The organism is Shewanella seohaensis (genome assembly GCF_023283775.1).
Classification (GTDB): Bacteria; Pseudomonadota; Gammaproteobacteria; order Enterobacterales; family Shewanellaceae; genus Shewanella; species Shewanella seohaensis.
In genome coordinates this window covers 348,078-371,630 of sequence record NZ_JAKILE010000001.1, presented here as the reverse complement: position 1 = coordinate 371,630, position 23,553 = coordinate 348,078, and the positions used below count along the sequence as shown (strand labels likewise).

The 23,553-nt window shown below is 48.0% G+C and carries 22 protein-coding genes; 10 read left to right on the top strand and 12 right to left on the bottom strand.

All coding sequences use genetic code 11. The features are described from left to right. Together L2713_RS01600 and L2713_RS01595 are read left to right on the top strand one after the other, a co-directional pair. On the top strand, positions 1-2,586 hold the full coding sequence (locus L2713_RS01600) for a TonB-dependent receptor plug domain-containing protein (RefSeq protein WP_086902017.1): 2,586 nt from the start codon (positions 1-3) through the stop codon (positions 2,584-2,586). 117 nt (positions 2,587-2,703) lie between these two features. Continuing rightward, positions 2,704-3,333, top strand: a complete 630-nt coding sequence (locus L2713_RS01595) for a glutathione S-transferase family protein (RefSeq protein ID WP_248966644.1) — start codon at positions 2,704-2,706, stop codon at positions 3,331-3,333. A gap of 74 nt (positions 3,334-3,407) precedes the next feature. Here L2713_RS01595 and L2713_RS01590 read toward each other — a convergent pair whose 3' ends face one another. From L2713_RS01590 to L2713_RS01575, 4 genes are all read right to left on the bottom strand, one after another. After that, positions 3,408-3,908, bottom strand: coding sequence for a DUF4447 family protein (locus tag L2713_RS01590; protein ID WP_011623924.1), 501 nt, complete (start codon positions 3,906-3,908; stop codon positions 3,408-3,410). Between the two features lie 41 nt (positions 3,909-3,949). After that, entirely contained in the window at positions 3,950-4,357 is a 408-nt protein-coding gene (locus L2713_RS01585) for an SMI1/KNR4 family protein (protein ID WP_248966643.1), read from the bottom strand. Between the two features lie 248 nt (positions 4,358-4,605). Beyond that, a complete protein-coding gene (locus L2713_RS01580) occupies positions 4,606-5,391 on the bottom strand; it encodes a RelA/SpoT domain-containing protein (RefSeq protein WP_011623922.1) in 786 nt (261 codons plus the stop codon). Positions 5,392-5,588: 197 nt separating this feature from the next. Continuing rightward, positions 5,589-7,673, bottom strand: a complete 2,085-nt coding sequence (locus L2713_RS01575) for a M13 family metallopeptidase (RefSeq protein WP_248966642.1) — start codon at positions 7,671-7,673, stop codon at positions 5,589-5,591. A gap of 338 nt (positions 7,674-8,011) precedes the next feature. Between L2713_RS01575 and rsuA the strand changes: the two genes are divergently transcribed. Next, complete coding sequence (gene rsuA / locus L2713_RS01570) at positions 8,012-8,719, top strand: 16S rRNA pseudouridine(516) synthase RsuA (protein ID WP_248966641.1); 708 nt, start codon at positions 8,012-8,014, stop codon at positions 8,717-8,719. Positions 8,720-8,803: 84 nt separating this feature from the next. On the opposite strand, the gene L2713_RS01565 is transcribed toward rsuA, so the two are convergent. The 3 genes from L2713_RS01565 to L2713_RS01555 are packed head-to-tail and all read right to left on the bottom strand — an operon-like array spanning position 8,804 to position 10,868. Then, positions 8,804-9,760: a DUF4097 family beta strand repeat-containing protein gene (locus L2713_RS01565; protein WP_248966640.1), complete on the bottom strand. Its 957-nt coding sequence runs from the start codon at positions 9,758-9,760 to the stop codon at positions 8,804-8,806. Continuing rightward, positions 9,757-10,335, bottom strand: coding sequence for an anti-sigma factor (locus L2713_RS01560; RefSeq protein ID WP_248966639.1), 579 nt, complete (start codon positions 10,333-10,335; stop codon positions 9,757-9,759). The genes L2713_RS01565 and L2713_RS01560 overlap by 4 nt, the downstream gene beginning before the upstream one ends. Continuing rightward, a complete protein-coding gene (locus L2713_RS01555) occupies positions 10,335-10,868 on the bottom strand; it encodes an RNA polymerase sigma factor (protein ID WP_248966637.1) in 534 nt (177 codons plus the stop codon). Before L2713_RS01555 ends, L2713_RS01560 begins: the two co-directional genes overlap by 1 nt. A gap of 401 nt (positions 10,869-11,269) precedes the next feature. Here L2713_RS01555 and L2713_RS01550 point away from each other — a divergent pair, with 401 nt between their 5' ends. Then, the gene (locus tag L2713_RS01550) at positions 11,270-13,132 is read left to right on the top strand and encodes a methyl-accepting chemotaxis protein (RefSeq protein ID WP_248966635.1); all 1,863 of its coding nucleotides are present in this window, start codon (positions 11,270-11,272) and stop codon (positions 13,130-13,132) included. 183 nt (positions 13,133-13,315) lie between these two features. On the opposite strand, the gene L2713_RS01545 is transcribed toward L2713_RS01550, so the two are convergent. The 3 genes from L2713_RS01545 to lolB all read right to left on the bottom strand — a co-directional run bounded on the left by L2713_RS01545 (position 13,316) and on the right by lolB (position 15,883). Continuing rightward, a complete protein-coding gene (locus L2713_RS01545) occupies positions 13,316-14,263 on the bottom strand; it encodes a ribose-phosphate pyrophosphokinase (protein ID WP_011623915.1) in 948 nt (315 codons plus the stop codon). A gap of 113 nt (positions 14,264-14,376) precedes the next feature. Then, a complete protein-coding gene (gene ispE / locus L2713_RS01540; protein ID WP_248966633.1) occupies positions 14,377-15,231 on the bottom strand; it encodes a 4-(cytidine 5'-diphospho)-2-C-methyl-D-erythritol kinase in 855 nt (284 codons plus the stop codon). Between the two features lies 1 nt (position 15,232). Then, the gene (lolB, locus tag L2713_RS01535; RefSeq protein WP_248966632.1) at positions 15,233-15,883 is read right to left on the bottom strand and encodes a lipoprotein insertase outer membrane protein LolB; all 651 of its coding nucleotides are present in this window, start codon (positions 15,881-15,883) and stop codon (positions 15,233-15,235) included. A 254-nt stretch (positions 15,884-16,137) separates the two neighbouring features. On the opposite strand from lolB, the gene hemA reads away from it, so the two are divergent. From hemA to prmC, 3 genes are read left to right on the top strand one after another with little or no spacing between them, the layout of a single operon-like run. Beyond that, positions 16,138-17,388: a glutamyl-tRNA reductase gene (gene hemA, locus L2713_RS01530; protein WP_011625266.1), complete on the top strand. Its 1,251-nt coding sequence runs from the start codon at positions 16,138-16,140 to the stop codon at positions 17,386-17,388. A 14-nt stretch (positions 17,389-17,402) separates the two neighbouring features. Next, positions 17,403-18,494: a peptide chain release factor 1 gene (gene prfA, locus L2713_RS01525; RefSeq protein ID WP_248966630.1), complete on the top strand. Its 1,092-nt coding sequence runs from the start codon at positions 17,403-17,405 to the stop codon at positions 18,492-18,494. 2 nt (positions 18,495-18,496) lie between these two features. Then, a complete protein-coding gene (prmC, locus tag L2713_RS01520) occupies positions 18,497-19,357 on the top strand; it encodes a peptide chain release factor N(5)-glutamine methyltransferase (RefSeq protein ID WP_248966628.1) in 861 nt (286 codons plus the stop codon). Positions 19,358-19,567: 210 nt separating this feature from the next. Here the strand turns inward: prmC and L2713_RS01515 are convergent, their stop codons facing one another. Both L2713_RS01515 and L2713_RS01510 read right to left on the bottom strand, forming a co-directional pair. Beyond that, positions 19,568-20,134, bottom strand: a complete 567-nt coding sequence (locus L2713_RS01515) for an outer membrane beta-barrel protein (RefSeq protein ID WP_109287932.1) — start codon at positions 20,132-20,134, stop codon at positions 19,568-19,570. 309 nt (positions 20,135-20,443) lie between these two features. Next, positions 20,444-20,857: a GNAT family N-acetyltransferase gene (locus L2713_RS01510; protein WP_248966626.1), complete on the bottom strand. Its 414-nt coding sequence runs from the start codon at positions 20,855-20,857 to the stop codon at positions 20,444-20,446. Positions 20,858-20,975: 118 nt separating this feature from the next. Between L2713_RS01510 and L2713_RS01505 the strand changes: the two genes are divergently transcribed. From L2713_RS01505 to L2713_RS01495, 3 genes are all read left to right on the top strand, one after another. Continuing rightward, a complete protein-coding gene (locus L2713_RS01505; RefSeq protein WP_011623908.1) occupies positions 20,976-21,371 on the top strand; it encodes a SirB2 family protein in 396 nt (131 codons plus the stop codon). Next, positions 21,371-22,159, top strand: a complete 789-nt coding sequence (locus L2713_RS01500; RefSeq protein WP_248966624.1) for a SirB1 family protein — start codon at positions 21,371-21,373, stop codon at positions 22,157-22,159. Before L2713_RS01505 ends, L2713_RS01500 begins: the two co-directional genes overlap by 1 nt. 144 nt (positions 22,160-22,303) lie before the next feature. Next, positions 22,304-23,551 (top strand): DUF819 family protein, encoded by a 1,248-nt coding sequence (locus L2713_RS01495; RefSeq protein WP_011623906.1) that lies wholly within the window; start codon positions 22,304-22,306, stop codon positions 23,549-23,551. The last annotated feature ends 2 nt before the right edge of the window (positions 23,552-23,553 follow it).

Here is a 23,553-nt window from a genome sequence, read left to right as displayed (position 1 = left end):
ATGAAAAGACCTCAGATTCTACCCAGTGCTTGTGCTATCGCGATCGCAATGGCATTTGCCCCGAGTATTAGCTATGCAGCCGATAACGGCGCTGACAAAGTTGAACGCATTGAAGTAACGGGCTCTCGTATTAAGCGCACCGATATCGAGGGACCGTCACCCATTCAATCCATTGGCAAAGAAGATATTGCCAACATGGGTTTTGACAACCTGCAGCAGTTACTCGAACGTATGCCTGCCAACGGTGCTGGCGCTTTCTCTACCCGTGGCAACAGCCAAGACTCGACCGCCAACGGTGGTGCTTCAATCAGTTTGCGTGGCTTAGGCCCTGACGCCACTCTGGTATTGATTAACGGTCGCCGTGTTGCGGCAAGTGCCTTTGCCGAAGGTATCACTAACTCCTTCGTCGACATTAACAACATTCCGGTTTCGGCGATTGAACGCATTGATATTCTGAAAGATGGTGCATCGGCGATTTACGGTTCCGATGCGATTGCGGGTGTAGTTAACATCGTCTTGAAAAAAGACATCGAAGGGATTGAGGTTAACTTAGGTTACGGCGACACCCCGGGTACGGGTTACGATGAAACCACGGCAAGCGTCGTTTGGGGCGTGAAGTCCGAAAAGGGCAGTGCGTCGGTTATTCTCGATTATTTTAAAAACGATACCTTAGCGGCAACCGATTTGGGCCGTTTTGGCACAGCCGATCAAAGCCCTTACGGTGGTGAAGATTTCCGTTCCTCACGCGGTTTCCCCGGTTATTTTTATGTCGATGGTGTGAAGACTATCGACCCATCCTGTCCGCCCGATCGTGCAACGGCCAGCGGCAGCTGTTTATTTGACTATGGTCCATACAACTTAGTGATCCCTGAGGCTGAGCGTATCGGGGCTATTGGTCAATTCGATTACCATTTCAATGACGATTTAACCGCTTTCCTCGAGTTAGCCGCGCAACATAACTCTTCAATTGCGGGTGGTGCGCCAACACCTTTGGATGAAGATGCTGCCTTAACAGTGCCTGGCACTCACCCAAATAATCCTTGGGGCAAAGATATTGAAATCGGTCGTTTCCGTACTGTGGATGCGGGCGCTCGTCGTTGGGATATCGAGTCCGACACCCTGCGTTTAGTGGCGGGTTTACGTGGCACGATTAAAGAGTGGGATTGGGAAGCCTCGGTACAACGCGGCCGCAGTGAATCGACTCAAACGGGCGATCGTACTCAAGGTTGGGTCAGAACCGATTACCTGCAAGCCGAAATTGATGCGGGTCGCTACAATCCCTTTGGCGGCACCATGAACTCGCAGGATGTGATCGATGCGATTACCACTAGCCTAGTTCGCCAAGGTTTATCGAGCATGACGTCTTACGCGGCGAACATTTCGGGCCAAGCGTTCACGCTGGCGGATCGCGATATTATGATGGCTGCGGGTGTGGAATACCGTGAAGAAAGTGTCAGCGACGTGCCGGATGAACAGTTCCAACGTGGACTGATTTTCGGTACCGAAGCGGTTTCAGCTGCGGCATCCCGTGACCAATACGCGGGTTATGTGGAGTTCTCTATTCCTGTCACGGATAACTTTGAGCTGCAACTCGCGGGTCGCTACGACCACTACAGCGATTTTGGTTCAACCACTAACCCTAAAGTGGCGTTCCAATGGGGCATCACCGATGAGCTGACGAGCCGTGGTTCTTGGTCAACGGGTTTTCGCGCGCCTTCATTGGCACAAATCGGTTTAGGCCCATCACGCGAAAGTAGCTTCTTTATCGATACTTATCGCTGCGCCGCCGATGGTGTGGATTGTGAAGCGCTCGACTACAACACTGAATTCCAGGGTAACTCTGAGTTGGATGCCGAAGAGTCAGAAACATGGAACCTTGGACTTATCTGGGCGCCAAGCCAGAAGTTTGATATCGGTTTCGATGTTTACAGCATCACTCAAGATAACAAGATCGATAAGCAGCCATTGGGCGATATCTACACCGCAAACTGTAACGATCAAAACAGCACAGTGTGTGAGCGTTTAGCACCGCAAGCGGGTCAAACCTTAGGTCCTATCAGCATTATTCACTCAAGCTTTATCAACTTAAGCTCGCAGGATGTGCAGGGTGTTGACCTGTCAACCCACTATGGTCTTGAGCTAGATAGCTTTGGTGATTTGAAGTTTGGCCTAGAGTACAGCTACTTACATAACTTCGAAAAAGACGGTCTCGATTACACTGGCGAGTACAAGTTCCCACAACATCGCTGGTTACTCACCACGAATTGGACCATGGATAACTTCGCTGCCAACGTAAACCTGAGCTACATCGGTGAGTTCGAAGATACTCCAGATATCGACTTTGACGGCGTGTTAGACTTCGAAACTAACAAGTCTCGTATGGTTGATGCGCAGTTATTAGTTGATATGTCAGGTAGTTACCGATTCAACGAGATGTTTAAGCTGACATTAGGCGTGAACAACGTGTTCGATGAAGAACCACCATTTGCGATTGGTGACGGCGATACCGACCTCTATGGTTATGTGATTTCTGTACACAACCCAATGGGACGTTATATCTACACTAAACTGACAATGAACTTCTAACGAGTCATTAGCTGAGTCATTGGAAACGGCGCTTCGGCGCCGTTTTTGTATTTTACTCTGCCGCGACACAGTGTATCTTCGTTCTCGTTAATCAGTCATCACTAAAAGGACGTTAATATGATCACCTTATATGGCATGCCCCGCAGCCGTGCATTACGAGTCGCTTGGGTGTTAGAAGAGTTAGACGCAGAATGGGCCTTTTCGTTTGTGGATATGAATAAGGGCGAGCACCGTAGCGCCGCGTTTTTAGCGCTCAATCCCTGCGGCAAAGTGCCCGTGTTAACCGACGATAATCTTGTATTGTCTGAGTCGGCGGCCATTTGCCTGTATCTGGCGGAGAAGTTTGGCAACTTGTTACCTGAAGCGGGCAGTGCGGCATCGGGTCTGCATCATCAATGGGTGAGCTTTATTATTACCGAACTCGAGCAGCCTCTATGGACCCTAGGCAAGCATAAATTTGCGCTGCCGGAAGCGCAGCGTCATCCTTCTATCATGCCTTGCGCTGTGTGGGAGTTTGATAAGGCGGCGGCCTTGGCTGAAGCTATGCTGCCCGATAGCGACTTTTTACTCGGCGACACCTTATCGGTTGCCGATATTCTGCTGGCACATACATTGATGTGGGGCACCTTATTTGAGCAGCAGATCCCGCCTAAATTGGCGGCGTATCGCGATAGAATTGCGGCGCGTCCTTCGCGTAAATCGGCGCTCGCCAAAATGGAAGCCGTCGCCAGCGCAGCGCAGGCTTAATTGGCACTAAGCGATAAAAAAAACAAAAGGGCAGAAGATTTACTTCTGCCCTTTTTGCTTAAGTCGTTTAGCGTTTATAGCTGAGTCGCCGCCCATTTGGCGCGGCTTTCACGGCTTTCGCTTAACCCATTTTGCTCACGGAATGCCTTGTAGGCTTCGACATCGAGATTGACTAAGCTAACATCCACTTCGAGCACTAGTTTACATTCTTTCTTAATGCGCCATGCCGCCGTATTGTACAGCTCAGTCAACGGCAGCGAGCTTAAAAATTCAGGGTTATATTGGGTGTAAACGGCTTGGGTTGGATACACCACGAAGGCCAAGTGACGTTTTGGCTCCTTCTTAAATAAGGCTTCGATGCCGTCAGTGGTATTCAGTACTTGCATCTCGATAATATCATCGAGATCTAATAGCTTTTTCTGAGCCAGTTCAGGGGCCTGTGTTTCAGCATTTTCCCACGCTAATACATCGGCTTCGCTGTGGTTGGTCAGTTGTCCTACTTGAGCCGCACTGAGGCTGAGTGATTGGCGTAAGTAGCTCATTTCGATGGCGTTCAAGCCAATATTTTTAGACATAATGCGGTTCTCAAGTTGATAAAAATAAAATCTCGGTAAAATCAGTATTTGTTTTTAAGCCAAATATCTTCGACCCATTCCCAGAAGGATTCCCAATAAGTATCGGTAAAGTCACCGTTTTGCCAGAAGTGAACTTGGCCATCCTGATCGATACAGTAAAAGTCATCGCCCAATTGGCAGATGGCGATTAAGTCCCTTGGCAAGCCGATTGACCAAGCATAGCAGGTGACTTCGGGTAAATAGGTGTGTGAATAGGGATCGGCTGCAGTCACAGGCTCAATCGCGCCATAAATCACATCACTGGCATGGAGTAGGTATTCCTTTAATTCCCGTGGCAGCGAGATCAAAATCTGTTCCTCAACCTCCACTAACTGCTCGAATGTCGGTAACTCGAGTGGCACAGGCACGGTTTCGCTGCGTTCTTGGAGTTGCTCAATAATGTCGTGCATGGAATTTCCTTAAGGGTCGCCTTATGGCGCGGGATTATATAGGGAAACAAGGCTGGATGCGAGGGAAGGGCGGTGAGCTTGTAGTAGGGATAGTTCGGCTTTAGTTTGCGTATTTGCAGCAGTGACGCTTTGGGCTCAGTCTGGTGTGACTCCGTAAAAAAAGCGCTGGCATCTGTTTTCACAAATAGCCAGCGCAACAGTGGAAGTGGTACAGAGCTAAACGGTAAAGCGATTAAATAAACGAGCGATTAAGCAACTGAGTTAGTGAGCAGCAGTCCTTCATCGACGCGTTTATAGTTAAGCCAAGCTTTGTGATACAGCTTATGTGACTCTTGGCGCAGCTTAGCGATCTGCGCGGTTTCAAACTCACTTAACCCTCGTTGCTGTTTTATCGCGTTCGCCTCAATTTGTTGAACCTGTTCGTAAACCTTGTGTTCTGGGCCGCTTTTAATGTCGGCAATATCCTTAAGGTGTAATTGGACCTCGGCAATCATGCCGCTTTCGGGCAAACGTACCAGTAAGTTAAGGTCGCGATAACCTGAGGCTTTAGGCTCGGCGAAACGGTTTTTCTGTTTTACGACCTGAGCTTGCTCGCTTAAGGCGTAATAGCTTTGCATCAGCTCGGAGATACTGTTACTGACGATGCTGGCGCGGGCAAGGTCGGTGATCTGGCTCGCATCCCCATTAAATTTGGTGGCGACTTTTTCGGCGGCGCGTTGATAACTTTTCACATCAGGCAAAATCACCTGCGCCTGTGAACTGGCTGCCACTGTCTGCAACAGGCTTGCGAGTTCATTTTGGGCCGCGTGGGCATTGGAATATAAGTTGTCTAAACAGGCCGAAGCTTGACGTGGGGTGTCGAAGGTTTGAGTGTTTAGCGCATAAAGACCATGCAGATCATGGCTTTGAGCCTGTCTTGCACTGTAATTACCGCGTTCGGCTCTGCTGTCATTAATATCTAAAGGATTGGCTACGCCTGTGCGGGTCGATAATAAGAGTAGAAAGATAAAAAAGGTACGAAATAACTTATTCATAACGGCCTACTTCCTTATGGGAGTGATACACATCACAGGGATACCATAGGCTGGAGTGGCTTAATTAAAGCTGAATCAATGATGAAGACTTGTTCATGTTTGGCTTAGGTTCACATTTTTAGCGCCTAAAAAAATAGCGCCGCTATTGTGAGCGGCGCCATTGGGGTTGTTTACTAATGTCTTGAATTAATTTGGGATTACCAAATTTTCACGCGTTTCTCTGGCGCGATATACATAGCATCACCAGGTTTCACATCATAGGTGCTGTAGAACTCAGGCATGTTAGATAGCGCACCCAGTGCACGGAATTCCGCTGGTGAGTGTGGATCTGTCGCTACGCGGTTACGCAGAGCTTCTTCCTTGGCTTTTGCACGCCAAATTTGCGTGAAGCCGATGAAGAAACGTTGGTCGCCAGTCAGACCGTCGATAACCGGTGCTTCTTTACCATTGAGCGACTTTTTGTACGCACGGTAAGCGATAGTCACGCCCGATAAGTCACCGATGTTTTCGCCTAAGGTCAGGCTGCCGTTCACGTGCAGATCGTCAAACACATAGTAACCATCGTATTGTGCGATCAACGCCTTACCACGGGCAGAGAATTCTTCTAAGTCTTTCTCTGTCCACCAGTCACGCATATTGCCTTCGCCGTCGAACTTAGCGCCTTGGTCGTCGAAACCATGGCCCATTTCGTGACCGATAACCGCACCGATACCACCGTAGTTGACGGCATCATCCGCTTCCATGTTGAAGAACGGTGGTTGCAGAATTGCAGCTGGGAACACGATTTCGTTCATGGTTGGGTTGTAGTAGGCGTTAACCGTTTGTGGGGTCATGTGCCACTCGTCTTTATCGATTGGCGCGCCTAACTTAGCCAGTGACTTAGCGTGCTCAACTTCGCTTGCGCGAACCGCGTTACCAATCAAATCATCGGCTTTGATGGTCAGCTTGCTGTAATCTTCCCACTTGTTTGGATAACCAATTTTCGGGTTGAATTTCGCTAATTTTTCGGCAGCAGCTTGCTTAGTGGTATCGCTCATCCAAGTCAGATCTTTGATACTGTCGCCGTAGGCGCCGCGCAGGTTTTCTACCAATGCTTGCATGCGCTCTTTGGCTTCTGGTGCGAAGTGACGCTTCACGTACACTTTACCTACCACTTCACCTAATACGCCGTTAACTGCCGCAACACCGCGCTTCCAACGTGGCTCTTGTTCTTCTTGACCGTTGAGGGTTTTAGAGAAGAAAGCAAAGTTCTCGTTGTCGAACTCTTCGCTCAAGTTGCTTGCCGCGTGGGTCAGCACTTGCCATTGCATGTAGGTTTTCCAAGTGGCCAAATCGGTGGTTTTGAGGACTTCGTTCAGGCCTTGGATATAGCTTGGTTGGTTAACGATAATGTCGGTTTGCTTGTCAGCACCTAATGCCGTTAAGTAGCCAGTCCAGTCGATATCTGGCGCTAAGCTTGGCAGATCTTTTACTTGGTACAGGTTGTAGGTCTTAGTGCTGTCGCGGGTTTCAACCACATCCCAATGTTTAGAGGCAATCGCAGTTTCGAGTGCGAGGATAGATTCTGCGCTGGCTTTTGGATTGGCAAGGCCTGCCAGAGTGAACATTTTTTCAATATGGGCAAGGTAAGCCTTACGGATATTGACGAAACGCTCTGCTTCGTTGAAGTAGTAGTCTTTTTCCGGCAGGCTTAAACCGTACTGCCACAGGTGAGTCGCGTAACGGCTAGAGTTTTTCGCATCGATATCGATGTAGAAAGCCATTGGCGTACCCGCACCCATGATTTGACTGTGGGCGAAGTATTTCACCAGCTCGTTTTTGTCTTTTAAGGCGTTGATGGCATCAAACTCGCCTTTCAGTGGCGTCACGCCCAGCTTGTTTAGCGTCGCTGTGTCCATAAATGAACGGTAAAGGTCTGCCACTTTTTGCTCGTCAGTGCCTTCGGCTAGATTTGGCGTTGCAGCCACTTCTTCGATAATGGCTTTAACGTCATCACGGGATTTTTCACGCAGATCGTAGAAGGCACCAATGCTAGTGCGATCGGCTGGGATCTCGGCTTTCTTCAGCCAAGCGCCGTTAACATATTCATAGAAGTCGTCCTGTGGACGCACAGACTTATCGAAGTTTTCAAATTCGATACCTGAACCTAATGCTTTAGTTACAGCGGCAGCAGTGGCGGTTTTAGTGGTTTCTGGCGCTTTAACTTCAGCGGGTTTGTCATTACAGGCAGTGAGGCCCGCGATGAGTGAGGCACACAGTCCCCCAATGAGTACTTTTCTCATGTCGTTTCCTTCGAATTTGTTATTGTGCCCATCTCTGGGTCTGTTTGGCTGCAAAATGGGATTGCTTCAGGCGCAACGCTACGTATGTTAATGCTTTAGTGGGAATCTAAACAAGGTGATCACACTTTTTCAGCCGGATTTATTATCCATCAGTTGTAACTAAAAATTACCATGGTTGAATTTGGCCTAAAAACCGCCAAACATACCGTACGCAAGCTCTGACAAGTTAGTAAGCACTTAGGTTTGCACTGCGTAACCGAGCACGTGTTTGGGCAATTTGTTTTGCTAGGCTTTGCCCTTTCGTCCGTTGGGCCTCATAATACGGCGGTTTTCATTTATTGAAGTTGAGTCGTCCCGTGCGTTTAGACAAATTTATCTGTGAAAGTACCTCGCTTACCCGTTCTTTAGCGAAAAAAGCCCTGCACCGTGGTGATATCACCTGTGATGGGGCTGTGATTAAAGATGCTGGCTTTAAAGTGCTCGAGGGGATGCAAGTGTGCCTCGAAGGTGAGCCTATCTCCCTCGTCGGTGAGCGTTACCTGATGCTCAATAAGCCCGTGGATACGATTTGCTCGACCATAGATGAAGTCTACCCTTCGGTATTGAGCCTGCTGGATATTGAAAAGCCCGAAACCTTACACATTGCTGGTCGTTTAGATGCCGATACTACTGGCCTAGTGTTGATCACGAGCGATGGTCAATGGTCGCATCGGATCACCTCGCCGAAAAAAGACTGTGGCAAGCGTTATTTAGTGACGTTAGCCGAGCCTGTGGATGAGAGTCTGATTGGCGTCTTTGCCGCTGGAGTGGAGCTGAGAAACGAGGACGGCCTGACAAAACCCGCAGTGCTTGAAATCATCGAGCCGCAGTTGGTGCGTTTAACCATTTCCGAAGGCAAGTATCACCAAGTGAAGCGGATGTTTGCCGCCGTAGGCAATCATGTGGTTGGCTTACATCGCGAAAGCATTGGCAAAATTGAATTAGACGCAGAACTTGCCCTAGGCGAATGGCGTTATCTGACGAGCGAAGAAATCGCTTCGATTTAACACCGTTTGGCTAAAAAAATGCCGCTCCTGATGAGCGGCATTTTTATTGCTATTGTTATCGCTAATTCGTGTTTTCTGATAAGACTATTGTTTTTTCAGGATCAGATTACCGCTAATGGTATCCATCTTCACACTGGCGCTACCAGCACCCGTTTGGAAGCTTAAGGATTCATTCGGCACGTATTTTTGTCTTTGTGGCACATCTTGGCTCAAGCCATTTTTGATTTTGCCGCCCGGGCCGCCATTGAGCTCGAAATTGGCATCGGGTGTATCAGCAAATGTCACAATAATATCGCCACTAACGCTCTCTAGATTGGCTTTATCGAAGCTTTTTGCCAGTGAGACTTGGGTGTCGCCGCTCACGGTGCGGACATTGACTTCTTTGGCGGTATTTAAGTCGGCTTTGATTTCCCCCGAAACCTGCTCGACTTTCACTTTATCGGCTAAGGTTTGGCTGTCGAGATCGCCGCTCACTAAACGGTATTTGATTTCGCCTTTGCTTTGGGAGTCTTTAATCTCACCGGAGACAGTATCTAACATCACTTTACCCGCTAACCCCTTAGTGGTGATGTCACCAGACACAGTGTGCAATGTCGGTGTGCCATCCAGTGCCTCGGCGGTGATATTACCGCTAACGGTATTCAGCTCGAGCTCACCTTGAGTCTGGCTGATTTGCAGATTGGCTGAAATCGTATCGGCGTTCAGCTTGACGGTTTTAGGAACCTTAATGGTGAGTTTTGAGCCGTTATTGTCGCTGCCGTTATAGTGGCGTGGCATTTTATCTTCGATATTCAGGTTGTTACCTTTCTGTTCGAAGACAAAACCTTCGCTCAGCTCATCGAGAGTGCCCGTCACGCTGACTTCATTTTTATCCCAGCTTTGAATTTGCACTTCGCCCCGTTGGACTTTGATTTGCAGCAGGGTATCGCTGCTCATCGGCAACTGTTTATCCACACTTTCAGCGGCGAACACACTGCTCATAAGGCCAAGATAAAGCGTCGACACTAAGAGACTGGTTTTCGTGAGGGTAAAATGGCTCATATGCTATTTCCTTGTGTTGAGTTTTGAATCGGAAGTTTTTGGCCTTGCTGTAGCAAATCGAGTTCACGTTGTTGCACCCAAAGCCAGAGTTGCCAAAGTTGTTTGTCGGTTGGATTAGCCTGTAATGCTTGATAAATCTGTTCGCCAGCACGGCGTAATTCCGCTAAGCCTTGTTCTAGCGGCGCGCCAAATCGACTGGTTTGCCAAGCGACAATCATCGGGGCTTGTTCGAGGCTCGTTACTTGGGCTTGATGTGTCTGGGCAATTTGGCTTAGCAGCGTGTGCAGCGCTTGTTCATCATCCGCCGGTTGGCTGGCGATTTGTTCTGGTAGCAACGTTTTTACCGGAGCTTGAGTGTAAAAACCAAAGAACACCGCTAGCACTACAGTTGCGGCAATCGCCCATTGCACGCCTTGCTGTCGCGGCGCTTGGCGAACAGCCGTTTGCGACGCCAATGGCTTATCCATACGTTTTTCGATGCCTTGCCAAAGATCCCGTTCGGGAGTTAATGCTTTGGGAGCATCATCAATCAACTGTTGGAGCTTGGCCTCGCGGGGATCGTTAGATAAGGACATTACAGCATCTCCTGTAGTAATTGCTTGGCTCTGTGGTACTGGGTCTTGCTGGTTCCCACCGCAATACCAAGTAATTGCGCAATTTCTTCATGTTGATAGCCTTCAATGGCGCAGAGCACAAACACGATGCGCGCCCGCTCTGGCAGTTTGAGGATCAACTTGTCTAACCCTTGATAATGCTCATCCGCGCTTGAATGTTCATCGTCACTCTCCATCGGGATAAAACGTGCCCAAAATGACTTTTGCTTACGGATAAAGCTCAGTGCCTGATTCACACAAATACTGTGTAACCAAGTGGAAAATTGGCTCTCCCCCCTAAACTGCGGCAATTTCTGCCAGACCAGAATAAAGCACTCTTGGGTGATTTCTTCCGCCTGCGAGGCTTGGCCGGATAACCGCAGTGATAGGGCATATACTCTTGGATGATGCTGTAAATACAGTTGCTTAAATGCGGCTCTATTCCCTTGGCTGGCCAAGGTGATGAGGTCAAATTCTGACATTGCATCGTTGAGTGGGAGTCTCCCTACCGTCACTGTATTTTCCTGTCATCAAGGTGAATGATTACTGATTGGACGCTTTGAAAAGCGCAAAAGGTTTGTATCCAATAAAAATATATTCAGTTTATTTTTAGATATTGCGTAACTCTTTGCGTTGTTGTAGTAAAATTAGTTGTGTTTTTTAGCGCTAACTTTATGAAGTTATTAATTTTATACCAGATGGTATTCAGGTGTAATCGCTAATACAGCACGATAAATCATTCGTGATATTAAGCCTAGCGCAGGTATCGCAGTCTATGGTGGTAGTGAGAAGAGGAGCATTGCTCGACCGATGCACTATAAATAAAAGATAAACTTGGTATATCAGGGATATTTTGCTGTTAAAGGCCTAACTCCCAGCTATCTTTTTAAGAGATGTTATTTATTAGGGGCTTTTTATGTTAATCCGCTCAAAGTTGTTACTCAGTGCCGCTGTATCCGTTACGGCCTTGATTGCCATGTTTGGATTGCAGCTTCATTCTAATTCGGTTGAGTCGGAACTCTCCCACGCTGCGCAAACCGTTCTCGAGCTAGAACGAGACGTATTGCTACTGCGTAAAAACGAGAAGGATTTCTTTGGTCGTAAAGATATGCAGTATGTTCAACAGCATAGTGAGGTACATGCCAAGATTGACCAGCTAGTCCCGAGTCTTGAGAGTATTTTTAAAAAATACAAGGTTTCCACAGCGTCACTCGAAAGCTTTGACCGTAACCTTAATCAGTACCAAGTCGCCTTCAACGAAGTCGTTCAGCTCCAGCAAGAAATTGGTTTAACCCCTAAAACGGGTCTCTATGGCACCCTAAGAACGGCAGTGCATAATGTCGAGTCCATGTTGAAGGAATACGACCAGTTATCCCTCGAAGTCGCTATGTTGCAGCTACGCCGCAACGAAAAAGACTTTATGCTGCGCCGCGAGATGAGCTATGTCGAGACCTTCGACACTAACATCGCCAAGTTCAACGCTAGCCTCAGAGCATCGAGTTTAGACACGGATACCCAAAATAAAATTGCGGGCTTAATTGAACAATATCAAAAGGATTTTAAGAGCTTAGTTAATAAAGAGCAGCAATTGGGTCTCAGTGAAAAAGATGGCACCATGGCGAAATTGATCGCAGCCAATAAGTTGACCGAAGTCAGTGCCGACGAGCTGCATAATCTTGCGTTGAAAGCCATCGATGATACTGAAAGCGGCAGCGTGAATATCGGGATTTTGGTCTTTGTGATTATCGCCCTGATCCTTGCTGTGATCACCTACCTCATCATCCGCAGCATTATCACTCCTGTTGAGCGTATCACTCAGGTGATTTCACGTATCGAGGTCAGTAAGGATTTAACCCTCAGATGCGATGCCTCGACCCAGGATGAGCTGGGTGAAATTGCACAGCATTTCAACAGTATGGTGGGAAGCTTCCAGCAGCTTATCGAGCAGGTTATTGACTCAGTCGCCACGATTAACACCTCCTGTAAGAGTGTGTCAGAGAACGCGATGCTCGCGTCCGAAGGCGTTGCCCAGCAGCTTAATGAAACCGATATGGTGGCGACGGCGATTACCGAAATGGGCGCGACCATTGATGAAATTGCTAAAACTACCGAGCTTGCGGCCCTCAAAGCGGGTAAAACCCATGATAACGCCCAATTAGGGCAAACTGAGGTGGAGCAAACCATCCTTAAGATCAGACAACTGTCAGATCAGATTAACAGCAGCGCCTCTGTGGTGGATGAGCTCGAGCGTGATAGTGAAACCATTGGTAGCGTGCTCGATGTGATCCGTGGCATTGCGGAGCAAACCAACTTACTGGCACTCAATGCGGCGATTGAGGCAGCTCGCGCGGGTGAGCAAGGCCGTGGTTTTGCTGTGGTTGCCGATGAAGTACGCAGTCTGGCGATGCGAACTCAATCGTCGACACAGGAAATTGCCAACATTATTCAAACCCTGCAAAGTCGAACTCGCGCCATAGTGCAATTAATGGACGCGAGCCAAAAGCAAGGGGCCGAGAGTGCCGAGCAGGCCGCCGCGGCGGGAGAATTGCTGAAGCTTATCAATACCGATGTGCATAATATTATGGATATGAGCACACAGATTGCTGCAGCGATTGAAGAGCAGAGCATGGTTGCCGCCGAAGTGAATAAGAACGTGGTCGTTATCCGTGATATTGCTGAGGATTCTTCTCGGGCTGCCGATGCTAATGCGTCGGCTTCGGATGAGCTTAAATCCCGCGCCGAATATCTGGTCAGTGCCGTGAGCCACTTTAAGATCTAGTCGCACTTTTGTCTGTCAGAAACGCACCTTAGGGTGCGTTTTTTATAGCGAAGTTAAACGCTGAGGTTTGCTTTAAGATGGCTGCGTGAGTGAATTAACGTGAATGGCTCTAAATAAAAACAAGATAAAACCCACAAACAAAAAACGCACCCTAAGGTGCGTTTTTTATGCAAAGCGCCGCGATTAGTGGCTGAACATTGCAGAGATAGACTCTTCGTTGCTGACGCGACGAATGGCTTCTGCCAATACGGCCGACATTGTCAGTTGAGTCACTTTAGCCACTTTAAGCATTTCAGGGCTTAAAGGTACAGTATCGGTTACGATAACTTCATCGATCACTGAGTTTTCGATATTTTCAGCCGCTTTGCCAGAGAATACTGGGTGAGTCGCGTAAGCAAATACGCGGTTTGCACCGTGTTCTTTTAAGGCTTCAGCCGCTTTACACAGAGTGCCGCCTGTGTCGATCATATCGTCAACGATAATGCAGTCACGGCCTTGAACGTCACCAATGATGTGCATCACTTGCGCAACGTTTGCCTGTGGACGACGCTTGTCGATAATGGCCAGATCAGAATCATCTAATAGTTTTGCCACTGCACGAGCGCGGACAACACCACCGATATCTGGAGAAACAACCACTGGGTTATCTAATTTCTTCGCCAGCATATCTTCGAGCAGCACAGGGCTACCGAACACGTTGTCTACTGGTACGTCGAAGAAGCCTTGAATTTGCTCTGCGTGTAAATCACAGGTCAGAACGCGGTCAACACCGACGCTTGACAGGAAGTCAGCAACAACTTTCGCAGTAATAGGTACACGTGCGCTACGTACGCGACGGTCTTGACGAGCATAACCAAAGTAAGGAATAACGGCAGTGATACGACCGGCTGATGCACGGCGTAGCGCGTCAACCATAACGATAAGTTCCATTAGGTTATCGTTGGTTGGGGCGCAGGTGGATTGGATGATAAACACATCGGCACCACGTACATTTTCGTTAATTTGGACACTGATTTCACCATCGCTGAAACGACCAACCACTGCGTCTCCGAGTTTACAAAATAGACGATCGGCTATCTTCTTAGCGAGACTGGGGGTGGCGTTCCCAGCAAAGAGCTTGATGTCGGGCACTGTATGAACCTCAGGCGTTTGCTTTATATTTTAGTGGCTAGAGCAACGACGATGCGGGGACGGGAGCGGAACCCGTGGGCTATCGTAATAAAGTTGCTCTAGAAGAAAGTAGTTTATGGATGATTGAGTCGCACTATGAGCGGCGAAATATTCATCCCTTTTGCAACAAATCCTTGCATATCAGACGGTAATTTCGCCAAGGCTGCGAGAGCTTGCTGCTGCGAAGAAAACTCCCCAAACACGCATGCGCCCGTTCCGGTCATTCTCGACGGCGCATATTCTAGCAGCCAGCCTAAGGCCTTGGCAACTTGAGGGTATTTGGAAACGACCAGATCTTGGCAATCATTTGCCCAAGGTTGGCTCATTAACGTGTCGATGCCAAGCTTAGGTGTATTGCGGGGTAGCAAAGGATCTTGAAACACCGCAGCGGTGGAGACATGGGCATCGGGCGCTATCACTAAATACCAAAATTCAGTGGGCGCTACTGCCTGTAAACGTTCGCCAACGCCTTCGGCAAATGCCGCGAAACCGCGAATAAAAACAGGGATATCGGCACCGAGTTTTAAACCAATTGTGGCTAATTCATCGTTAGATAATTGGGTGTTCCACAACTGATTTAACGCCACAAGTGTGGTGGCCGCATCGGAGGAACCGCCGCCTAAACCGCCGCCCATGGGTAGACATTTTTCGAGCCAGATTTCGGCGCCGCCAGAATAGCCTGTAGCTTGCTGTAATGATTTTGCGGCTCGCAGAATTAAGTTATCGCTATCCGCGACAACGGCCGACATGTCCGAGTGCAATATCAGCTCAGGCGTCTGCGTCACCTTAAAGTCGAGCAGATCGCAACAATCGATAAATTGAAATAGTGTTTGCAACTCATGGTAACCGTCGGCGCGGCGACCGTTGATATGCAGAAACAGATTTAATTTGGCGGGCGCGGGCCAATTGCGTGAAATCTCATTCGACATGCTAAGGTTTTTCTCCGAGCATTATTGAGGGTTTACCTAAGGCTTGCCATTGATTGAGTTGCAGCTTGAGCTGTAAATCTCCACGTTCAAGCTTTAACTGATAGGGTACCTCGGCACCGCTTTGGGATTGCCAACTCAAAAATGTGACGTCCCAAGGTGGCAAGGTTTGCGAGTTTTGAATTTGTTTGGTTTTGCCATTGCCATTGCTATCGACGGCAAGCACACGGTCTAAAGCGCCGACTTGGCCTGTGATCCAAAGGGGTAAGTCGTTAATCGGGATGGACCAGCCGCTGACTCGCTCGAGTAATGCTTGGGCGTTGCTATCGCGAAAATCTTTGCCATCGACATGCAGATGAGCCGAGTTAGGTGTCGCATCCAAGGTCAACACTGTGGTGCCGAGCATAGTGGTGAGGGTGAGCTCGTCTCGCTCCTCACTGTGGCGCCAATAGAGATTGGCGCTGAGCTTATCCTGCGGCGTGCGGATAGCGAGTTTCCCCTGTAATTCCCACGCCTTGGCTTGCGCGGCATTATCAACCGTAATAGGGCTGAGATCTGTCGTTGGCGGCAGGGTCTCGCAGCCGCCTAAAAACAATAGGCCGCTCAAGGCGATACAAGAGAAAATGGATTTTGTGAAGCGCTTCAAATTATTCATCTATAACTGATATACCAAAGTCCTTATGATACGAGGGCTTGTAAAGAATACCAATGCCAATCGTAAAATTTCCATTGGCGGTCACTTGGGATAACTTCGGTCGCGATAATCTGCATTTGTCTATCATTGATAGAAAATTTAGGTAAGAAGTTAGACCTTTATTCGGTTTTGTTAAGCGTATTCTGTTTTTAGTTGGGCCAATTCAGTAGAATGCCCTTATTAAGAGAGACGCCAAGAATCTAGAAAAGAGTCAGATGAGCCTTGTAGCAATCGGTATTAACCATAAAACAGCCACGGTAGACCTGCGTGAGAAAGTTGCCTTCTCTCCGGACAAAATTCATGACGCCATGAAGAGTCTGGCCAGTCGTACACGCTCGGGTGAAGCCGTTATCGTCTCGACGTGTAATCGCACTGAATTGTATTGTAACAATGGCGATGAGGCCGACATCATTGAGTGGCTTGAAGAATATCACGGCCTAGATCATCAAGATGTAGCGCCGTGCCTCTACAATTACCACGGTCAAGCGGCGGTAAAGCATTTAATGCGCGTGGCCTCCGGTCTCGACTCGCTGATTTTGGGTGAGCCGCAAATTCTGGGGCAGGTTAAGCAGGCTTTTGTCAAAGCCAAAGAAGCGGGTACCGTTGCGCTGACCATTGACCGCTTGTTCCAAAATACCTTCTCCGTGGCGAAAAAAGTGCGTACCGAAACCGAAATCGGTGCCGCGGCTGTCTCGGTGGCCTTTGCCGCAGTGAGCATGGCAAAACATATCTTCTCTTCGCTGTCGACCACTAAGGTGCTGTTAATTGGCGCCGGTGAAACCATTGAGCTGGTGGCTAAACATCTTAAGGATAACGGTGTTGCTTCTATGGTCGTGGCAAACCGTACTCTTGAACGTGCCCAAAGCATGTGTGAAGAGTTTAATGCCACGGCAATTACGCTGGCACAGATACCAGATTTTCTCCCTAAAGCCGATATCGTGATATCCTCTACCGCCAGCCCGCTACCAATCCTTGGTAAAGGCATGGTAGAAAAAGCGCTAAAGCAGCGTCGCCATCAACCTATGTTATTGGTTGATATAGCAGTTCCCCGGGATATTGAGCCGGAAGTCGCCGATTTGGACGATGCGTTTCTGTATACAGTGGACGACCTGCATAGCATTATTGAACAGAATAAGGCTTCCCGTAAGGAGGCCGCCGAGCAAGCTGAATTAATTACTGAAGAACAATCCTACCTCTTTATGGATTGGGTGCGTTCTTTAGAGTCGGTCGACAGTATTCGCGAGTATCGCAGCCAAAGCATGGCGATAAAGGATGAGTTAGTGGAACGCGCCCTGAATAAATTAGCGCAGGGGGGCGACACTGAGCAGGTATTGATTGAACTAGCCAATCGCCTGACTAATAGACTCATTCACGCACCAACCCAAGCCCTCACAGTGGCGAGTCGTCAGGGTGATTTGAATACCTTAGGTCAGTTAAGAACAGCGCTCGGATTAGATAAAAACTAAGGTTAGCGAGTTAAATGAAGGAATCCGTTATCCGCAAGCTGGAAGGCTTGCTCGAGCGCAATGAAGAAGTCTTAGCCTTGCTTGGTGATGCGTCCGTTATCGCCGATCAGGAGCGTTTTCGCGCGTTATCCAAAGAATATTCTCAGTTAGAAGAAGTGGTTGCAGGCTTTAAAGCCTACCAGCAAGCACAGGCGGATCTCGAGTCTGCCAAGGAAATGCTGGAAGAAGATGACGCTGAAATGCGCGAAATGGCGCAGGAAGAAATCAAGGCGGCTAAAGCCGAACTCGAGTGTCTCGAAGCCGAGCTGCAAATTCTGTTACTGCCAAAAGATCCTAACGACGACACCAACGCCTTTATCGAAATTCGAGCAGGTGCGGGTGGCGACGAAGCCGCAATCTTCGCGGGTGACCTGTTCCGTATGTATAGCCGTTATGCCGAAGCCAACCGTTGGCAGCTCGAGATCATGAGCTCGAACGAAGGTGAGCATGGCGGTTTTAAAGAAATCATCGTTAAAGTCAGTGGTGAAGGTGCCTACGGCAAACTCAAGTTTGAATCCGGCGGTCACCGTGTTCAACGTGTGCCTGAAACTGAATCTCAGGGCCGTGTACATACCTCTGCTGTAACTGTAGTAGTCATGCACGAAGTGCCTGAAGCAGAAGCGATTTCAATCAACCCAGCCGATCTGAAGGTCGATACCTTCCGTTCATCGGGCGCCGGTGGTCAGCACGTTAACAAAACCGATTCTGCCATTCGTATTACTCACATTCCTACCGGGATTGTGGTGGAATGTCAGGACCAACGTTCACAGCATAAAAACCGCGCCCAAGCGATGAGCGTGTTAGCGGCTCGTATCCAAGCCGTTGAAGACGAAAAGCGCCGCAGCGCCGAAGAGTCGACTCGCCGTAGTCTGGTGGCCAGTGGTGACCGCTCCGAGCGTGTACGTACCTATAACTTCCCACAAGGCCGCGTGAGTGAACACCGTATCAACTTAACCTTATATCGCTTAAACGAAGTGATGGAAGGCGACTTAGATGCGATTTTAGGACCGCTGATGCAAGAGCATCAGGCCGACCTATTAGCCGCTCTGGCTGATGAGCAGGGGTAATTTTGGCTGATCAATCGAGTATCGCCGAGGCCCTGCAATGGGCCTACGTACAGCTAGCGCCTACCTCTGAATCCGCCCATCTGGATGCAGAGGTTTTCCTGCTGTATTGCCTCAATAAAAGTCGTGCCTATCTCTACACTTGGCCCGAAAAAGCCTTGACGGTGGAGCAGTGGAAACGTTTCCAACAAATGGTGCAACGTCGCCAGAAGGGCGTACCCGTGGCGCATATTGTGGGTGAGCGTGAGTTTTGGTCACTGCCGTTTATCGTGAATGACACCACGTTAATTCCTCGCCCCGATACCGAAATCTTAGTCGAAACTGCCTTAAACTTGCCCCTTGAGAGCAATGCTAAGGTGCTCGATTTAGGGACTGGAACCGGTGCAATTGCGCTGGCGCTGGCTTCTGAGCGGGCGACTTGGCAAATCACTGCCGTCGATAAGGTGGAAGATGCGGTGGCATTGGCCAAGGCTAACCGAACTAACCTTAAGCTCGAGCAGGTTGAGATCCTCCAGAGTGACTGGTTTAGTGCTATTAAGGCCCATGACTTTGATTTAATTGTCTCAAATCCGCCTTACATTGATGAGGCCGATGAGCATTTGCATCAAGGGGATGTACGTTTTGAGCCGCAAAGTGCGCTCACTGCCGCCGATGAGGGCTTTGCCGATCTTTACTATATCGCAAAAACTGCTCGGGATTATTTAAAGCCCAACGGCTATATTCTGCTCGAACATGGTTTTGAGCAGGCGGTAAAGCTTAGAGAAAAACTGACCGAGCTGGGTTATCAGAATGTCGCGACCGTGCGGGATTTTGGCAGTAACGACAGATGTACTATGGGTAAGTGGATGGGCTTGATTGGCATTTAATATTTAATCCAATCCTGCAAAGCACTAAACAACGCCATTGGTTATTTATCAATGGCGTTTTTATTTAAACGTTTTCTGAAGAGGAACACTTAATTTATTTTAAAGCACATTTGGATGGAGATATTTGGTTTGCTTTTAAAGTAAATTTCAAACATTGCGAAGTAACAAAATATCCGTATTTATTGATGGATAAGGTAGATACAAATAGTGTTAGAAGCTGTAACCGAAGCCAAATGTAATATTAGTCATTTCAAATGGGCCTGAGTTTTGATACGCAACTGAGCTTAAGATTTCAAAGCCACTAAAGAAGCGGCAGCGCCAACCTATGGCAGTGTAAATACCATAACCATCATCAGAATATTCATCTAAAAGTACAAGTTGGTCATTATCATGATCATAATCATGGCGCTCATAGTTGGCTTCTGCTTGGCCTAAACCGGCCTTAAAAATAATACTATGACGGGGACTAACCTGGTAGGTATAAGTCGCCGCAAGCCGAGTAGCATAAGAGTTATCTAAAGTATATTGCTCTGCAACACCATTTATCACAGCGGTCCACAATTCACTTTGAAAAAGTGAATAACCAATTTCAGCTCCCCAATCAGGGGTAAATTGGTAACGATAAGTAAAATCATATAATGTCATACCGCCATATGTAGCAACTGAGCCACCACCAATCGCTGCGGAAAAACCATGCTTTTCATCTGCGCTCAATGCTGCTGGTGAAGTTAATAAGGCTAATATAACCAAAGATAATTTTGTTTTATTTCCTAACATTCCCATCATACTCCCTGTAAGATTTTTGCTCTCGAAAAGTACCACATCTGTACAGGTATTGTAATTTTTTTGTTTGCCTTTATTGCGAACGTTGTATCGATAAATTTATCGGATGTTGATGTATTGGTCGTTTCTGAAGGGGGGATTTATCCTGAATAGCTCAAACGTTGCCTAAGTCTAAAATATCGATTTGGGTGTTTGATTCTGATGTCATTAATTAGTTGTACAACTCAAATTTAATAGGCTGTGTCCTTTCGTGAGCTTTTAGATAAAACTAATTTTTCACGATCTCTGGATGATCAATTATTTTTAGAGCACTTTGACCATAAAGAATTTACTGCCGGTTTCGGGATAGGCTTGTTGTACCCACTGCACACGATATCCGTGGCGCTCATAGAAAGGTTTGGCTTGAAAATCTAAGGTATCGAGCAGGACAAATTGGCAGCCGCGTTGTTTGGCCTTGGTTTCGGCCTCGAGTAATAAGCGTGAGCCGATGTTTTGCTGGCGTAATCCGGCATCGACCCAAAGGTAGTCAATCAATAGCCAATTACCAAAGGTTTTGCCGCTTAAGCCCGCGAGCAAGCTGCCATCCTCATCCTGTAATTTTAATCCTAGGTTTTGGCGTTTCAGTGTTTGCCAGTGCAGCTGATTAAATTCGACGATTTTTTGCTTTACTGCATCGGCAAATTCGGCGGACTCATCGTCAATTATCATTAAATTCATTGTGGTTTCCTACAAACTGAGGGCCGGGTTTTCGTCTGCGAATCTCGCGCGTTAGGCATTGGTCTGGCGTTATGATTAGGGTAAACTAGCGCCTTTGTCACTGGCCATAAGTATCACAATGGAAACTTTTTACAGTCTTTATCCTGCTGTTAAGCACCTGCATTTAACCTTAATTGCCGTGAGTGTGCTGTTTTTTGTCGTTCGTTTTGTGTTGCATTTACGTCAGTCAGCACTGATGGGCAAGAAAGTATTCAAAATCGCGCCCCATGTTATCGACACTTTTTTACTGCTGTCGGGCTTAACCCTGTGCTTTATGATCAAGCAATATCCCTTTGTGGACCCTTGGTTGACCGAAAAAATTGGCGCCGTGCTCGCGTATATTGCCTTGGGCGTGATTGCGATAAAAGCGAACAGAAACAAATTATTCAAAGTTTTTGCCTTTTTAGGTGCATTAGGTTGGTTAGTTTACGCCGCCAAATTGGCGCATTTTAAACAAGCGGTATTATTGGGTTAATGGGTAAATACAATCTGCAAGATGGCATTTCTTTGCCCGAGTCGGCATTGGATGTAGGTGCTCACCTTGGATTTTCAAACCTCGAAGCGGCGAAATGGGCTTGGTTTGAATTGGCGGGAGCCGTATTAAGTCATTACCTGGTGGATCAACAGCAACGCTTAAATGCCTTGCTGCATTGGTTTTATCAGGACTTGGGTTTTTGTGTCCGCGACAATTACTTCAGTACCGAAGCGGCGGACTTAGGCACTTGCCTTATCACTAAACAGGGCAATAGCACCACACTGGCGACGGTTTTGATGCTACTGGCCAAGCAGCTCGATTTAGAGCTCGAAGCCATACTCTTACCGGGTAATACCGTGCTTCGCAGTCATGTTGCTGGCGTTGTGCGTTATCACGATCCGCTGACGGGCAAAGAGCTAACGAAACACCAACTCCATGTGTTAGTGCGCGGTGAGCTGGGTAACGCGGCCGAACTTAAGCCAAGTTATTTAAAGGCGGCGTCGGTGAAGAAGCTGATTTCACGCATGCTGCATGAGCTTAAGGCTGGGTGTATCGTGTCGCATCAATTTGAGGCGGCGATGGAATGTTGCAACTTACTGCTACAGTGGCATCCAGATGATGTGCATTTAAATCGGGAGCGCGCCTTTATCGCCCAGCAACTAGGGTGTATCAATGTCGCGGCGGCCGATCTGCAACACTTTGTCGATAACAGCCCGCATGATCCTGTTATCGAAATCGTCAAAATGCAGCTCAAAGAGCTCAGTGAACACGCTGAAATCTATCACTAAATCTTAAAGGAGAGCCTAGCAGGCTCTCCTTGTTTTTCTAAAAAACAACAATAAATCGGGCGAATGGGAAGTTTGCCCACTAACTGCAAACGGCAGTTTTTAGCATAAATACAATAACAACTGTACCAAACAGGGAGAATACACATGGCAAGCACGGCATTAGTCACCAATGACGCGGTGGCGCTGGGAATATTGGCAACGATTCTGGGATTTGTGTTTTATACCAGTAGTAGTAGCCATCCATTTTGGCAAAAGTTTTACCGTTTTATCCCAGCGTTATTACTCTGCTATTTCTTGCCATCGTTGTTGAATACCTTTGGGGTGATCGATGGTGGCACATCGCAGCTTTACTATGTGGCCTCGCGTTATCTATTGCCCGCCTGTTTGGTGTTATTGATTTTAAGTGTGGATTTAAAAGCCATCTTAGGACTAGGGCCTAAGGCGGTGATCATGTTTTTAACTGGGACTGTCGGCATTGTGATCGGCGGGCCGATTGCACTGCTCGTAGTGTCCTTTATCGAACCCTCATTGATTGGTGTCGATAGTCCTGATGCGGTGTGGCGTGGCATGACGACCCTCGCGGGGAGCTGGATTGGCGGCGGTGCGAACCAAGCCGCGATGAAGGAAATTTATGAAGTGGGCGGCAATATCTTCTCCGTGATGGTGACAGTCGATGTGATTGTGGCCAATATTTGGATGGCGGTATTGTTGTTTATGGCATCAAAAGCCAAAGAAATCGATGCCAAGACAGGTGCAGATACCACAGCAATTGAGACCTTAAAGAACAAGGTTGAGCAGTATCATGCTGAAAATGCACGTATTCCAAGCCTGCGTGATTTGATGCTGATTGTGGCCGTCGGTTTTGGCATCACGGGCGTGGCCCATATTGCCGCCGATTTCCTCGGCCCTTATTTTGAGGCCAACTATCCTTGGACTGAGGATTACAGCTTAACCTCTAAGTTCTTCTGGTTAGTGGTGATTGTGACCACCATAGGTTTAGCCATGTCCTTTAGCCCTATGCGCCATTTAGAGGCGGCGGGGGCTTCTAAGGTAGCGTCGGCATTCTTGTATATTTTGGTGGCGACCATTGGTTTACATATGGATGTAAGCAAGGTCCTTGATACACCGCTATATTTTTTAGTGGGCATTATTTGGATGATAGTGCACGCTGGTTTTATGTTATTGATTGCTAAGTTAATTAAGGCTCCTTTGTTTTATATGGCCGTGGGTAGTCAGGCAAACGTAGGTGGGGCGGCATCGGCGCCAGTTGTGGCGGCGGCGTTCCACCCAGCTTTAGCCCCTGTTGGGGTATTGTTAGCCGTATTTGGTTATGCGCTAGGCACTTATATGGCGTGGCTCTGCGGTCAGTTACTGCAAGCCGTCGCGGTATAGTA

Coding starts and splice junctions, on each gene's coding strand:
- L2713_RS01600 (WP_086902017.1), top strand. CDS start 1: ATGAAAAGACCTCAGATTCTACCCAGTGCTTGTGCTATCGCGATCGCA.
- L2713_RS01595 (WP_248966644.1), top strand. CDS start 2,704: ATGATCACCTTATATGGCATGCCCCGCAGCCGTGCATTACGAGTCGCT.
- L2713_RS01590 (WP_011623924.1), bottom strand. CDS start 3,908: ATGTCTAAAAATATTGGCTTGAACGCCATCGAAATGAGCTACTTACGC.
- L2713_RS01585 (WP_248966643.1), bottom strand. CDS start 4,357: ATGCACGACATTATTGAGCAACTCCAAGAACGCAGCGAAACCGTGCCT.
- L2713_RS01580 (WP_011623922.1), bottom strand. CDS start 5,391: ATGAATAAGTTATTTCGTACCTTTTTTATCTTTCTACTCTTATTATCG.
- L2713_RS01575 (WP_248966642.1), bottom strand. CDS start 7,673: ATGAGAAAAGTACTCATTGGGGGACTGTGTGCCTCACTCATCGCGGGC.
- L2713_RS01565 (WP_248966640.1), bottom strand. CDS start 9,760: ATGAGCCATTTTACCCTCACGAAAACCAGTCTCTTAGTGTCGACGCTT.
- L2713_RS01560 (WP_248966639.1), bottom strand. CDS start 10,335: ATGTCCTTATCTAACGATCCCCGCGAGGCCAAGCTCCAACAGTTGATT.
- L2713_RS01550 (WP_248966635.1), top strand. CDS start 11,270: ATGTTAATCCGCTCAAAGTTGTTACTCAGTGCCGCTGTATCCGTTACG.
- ispE (WP_248966633.1), bottom strand. CDS start 15,231: ATGTCGAATGAGATTTCACGCAATTGGCCCGCGCCCGCCAAATTAAAT.
- lolB (WP_248966632.1), bottom strand. CDS start 15,883: ATGAATAATTTGAAGCGCTTCACAAAATCCATTTTCTCTTGTATCGCC.
- hemA (WP_011625266.1), top strand. CDS start 16,138: ATGAGCCTTGTAGCAATCGGTATTAACCATAAAACAGCCACGGTAGAC.
- prfA (WP_248966630.1), top strand. CDS start 17,403: ATGAAGGAATCCGTTATCCGCAAGCTGGAAGGCTTGCTCGAGCGCAAT.
- L2713_RS01515 (WP_109287932.1), bottom strand. CDS start 20,134: ATGTTAGGAAATAAAACAAAATTATCTTTGGTTATATTAGCCTTATTA.
- L2713_RS01510 (WP_248966626.1), bottom strand. CDS start 20,857: ATGAATTTAATGATAATTGACGATGAGTCCGCCGAATTTGCCGATGCA.
- L2713_RS01505 (WP_011623908.1), top strand. CDS start 20,976: ATGGAAACTTTTTACAGTCTTTATCCTGCTGTTAAGCACCTGCATTTA.
- L2713_RS01500 (WP_248966624.1), top strand. CDS start 21,371: ATGGGTAAATACAATCTGCAAGATGGCATTTCTTTGCCCGAGTCGGCA.
- L2713_RS01495 (WP_011623906.1), top strand. CDS start 22,304: ATGGCAAGCACGGCATTAGTCACCAATGACGCGGTGGCGCTGGGAATA.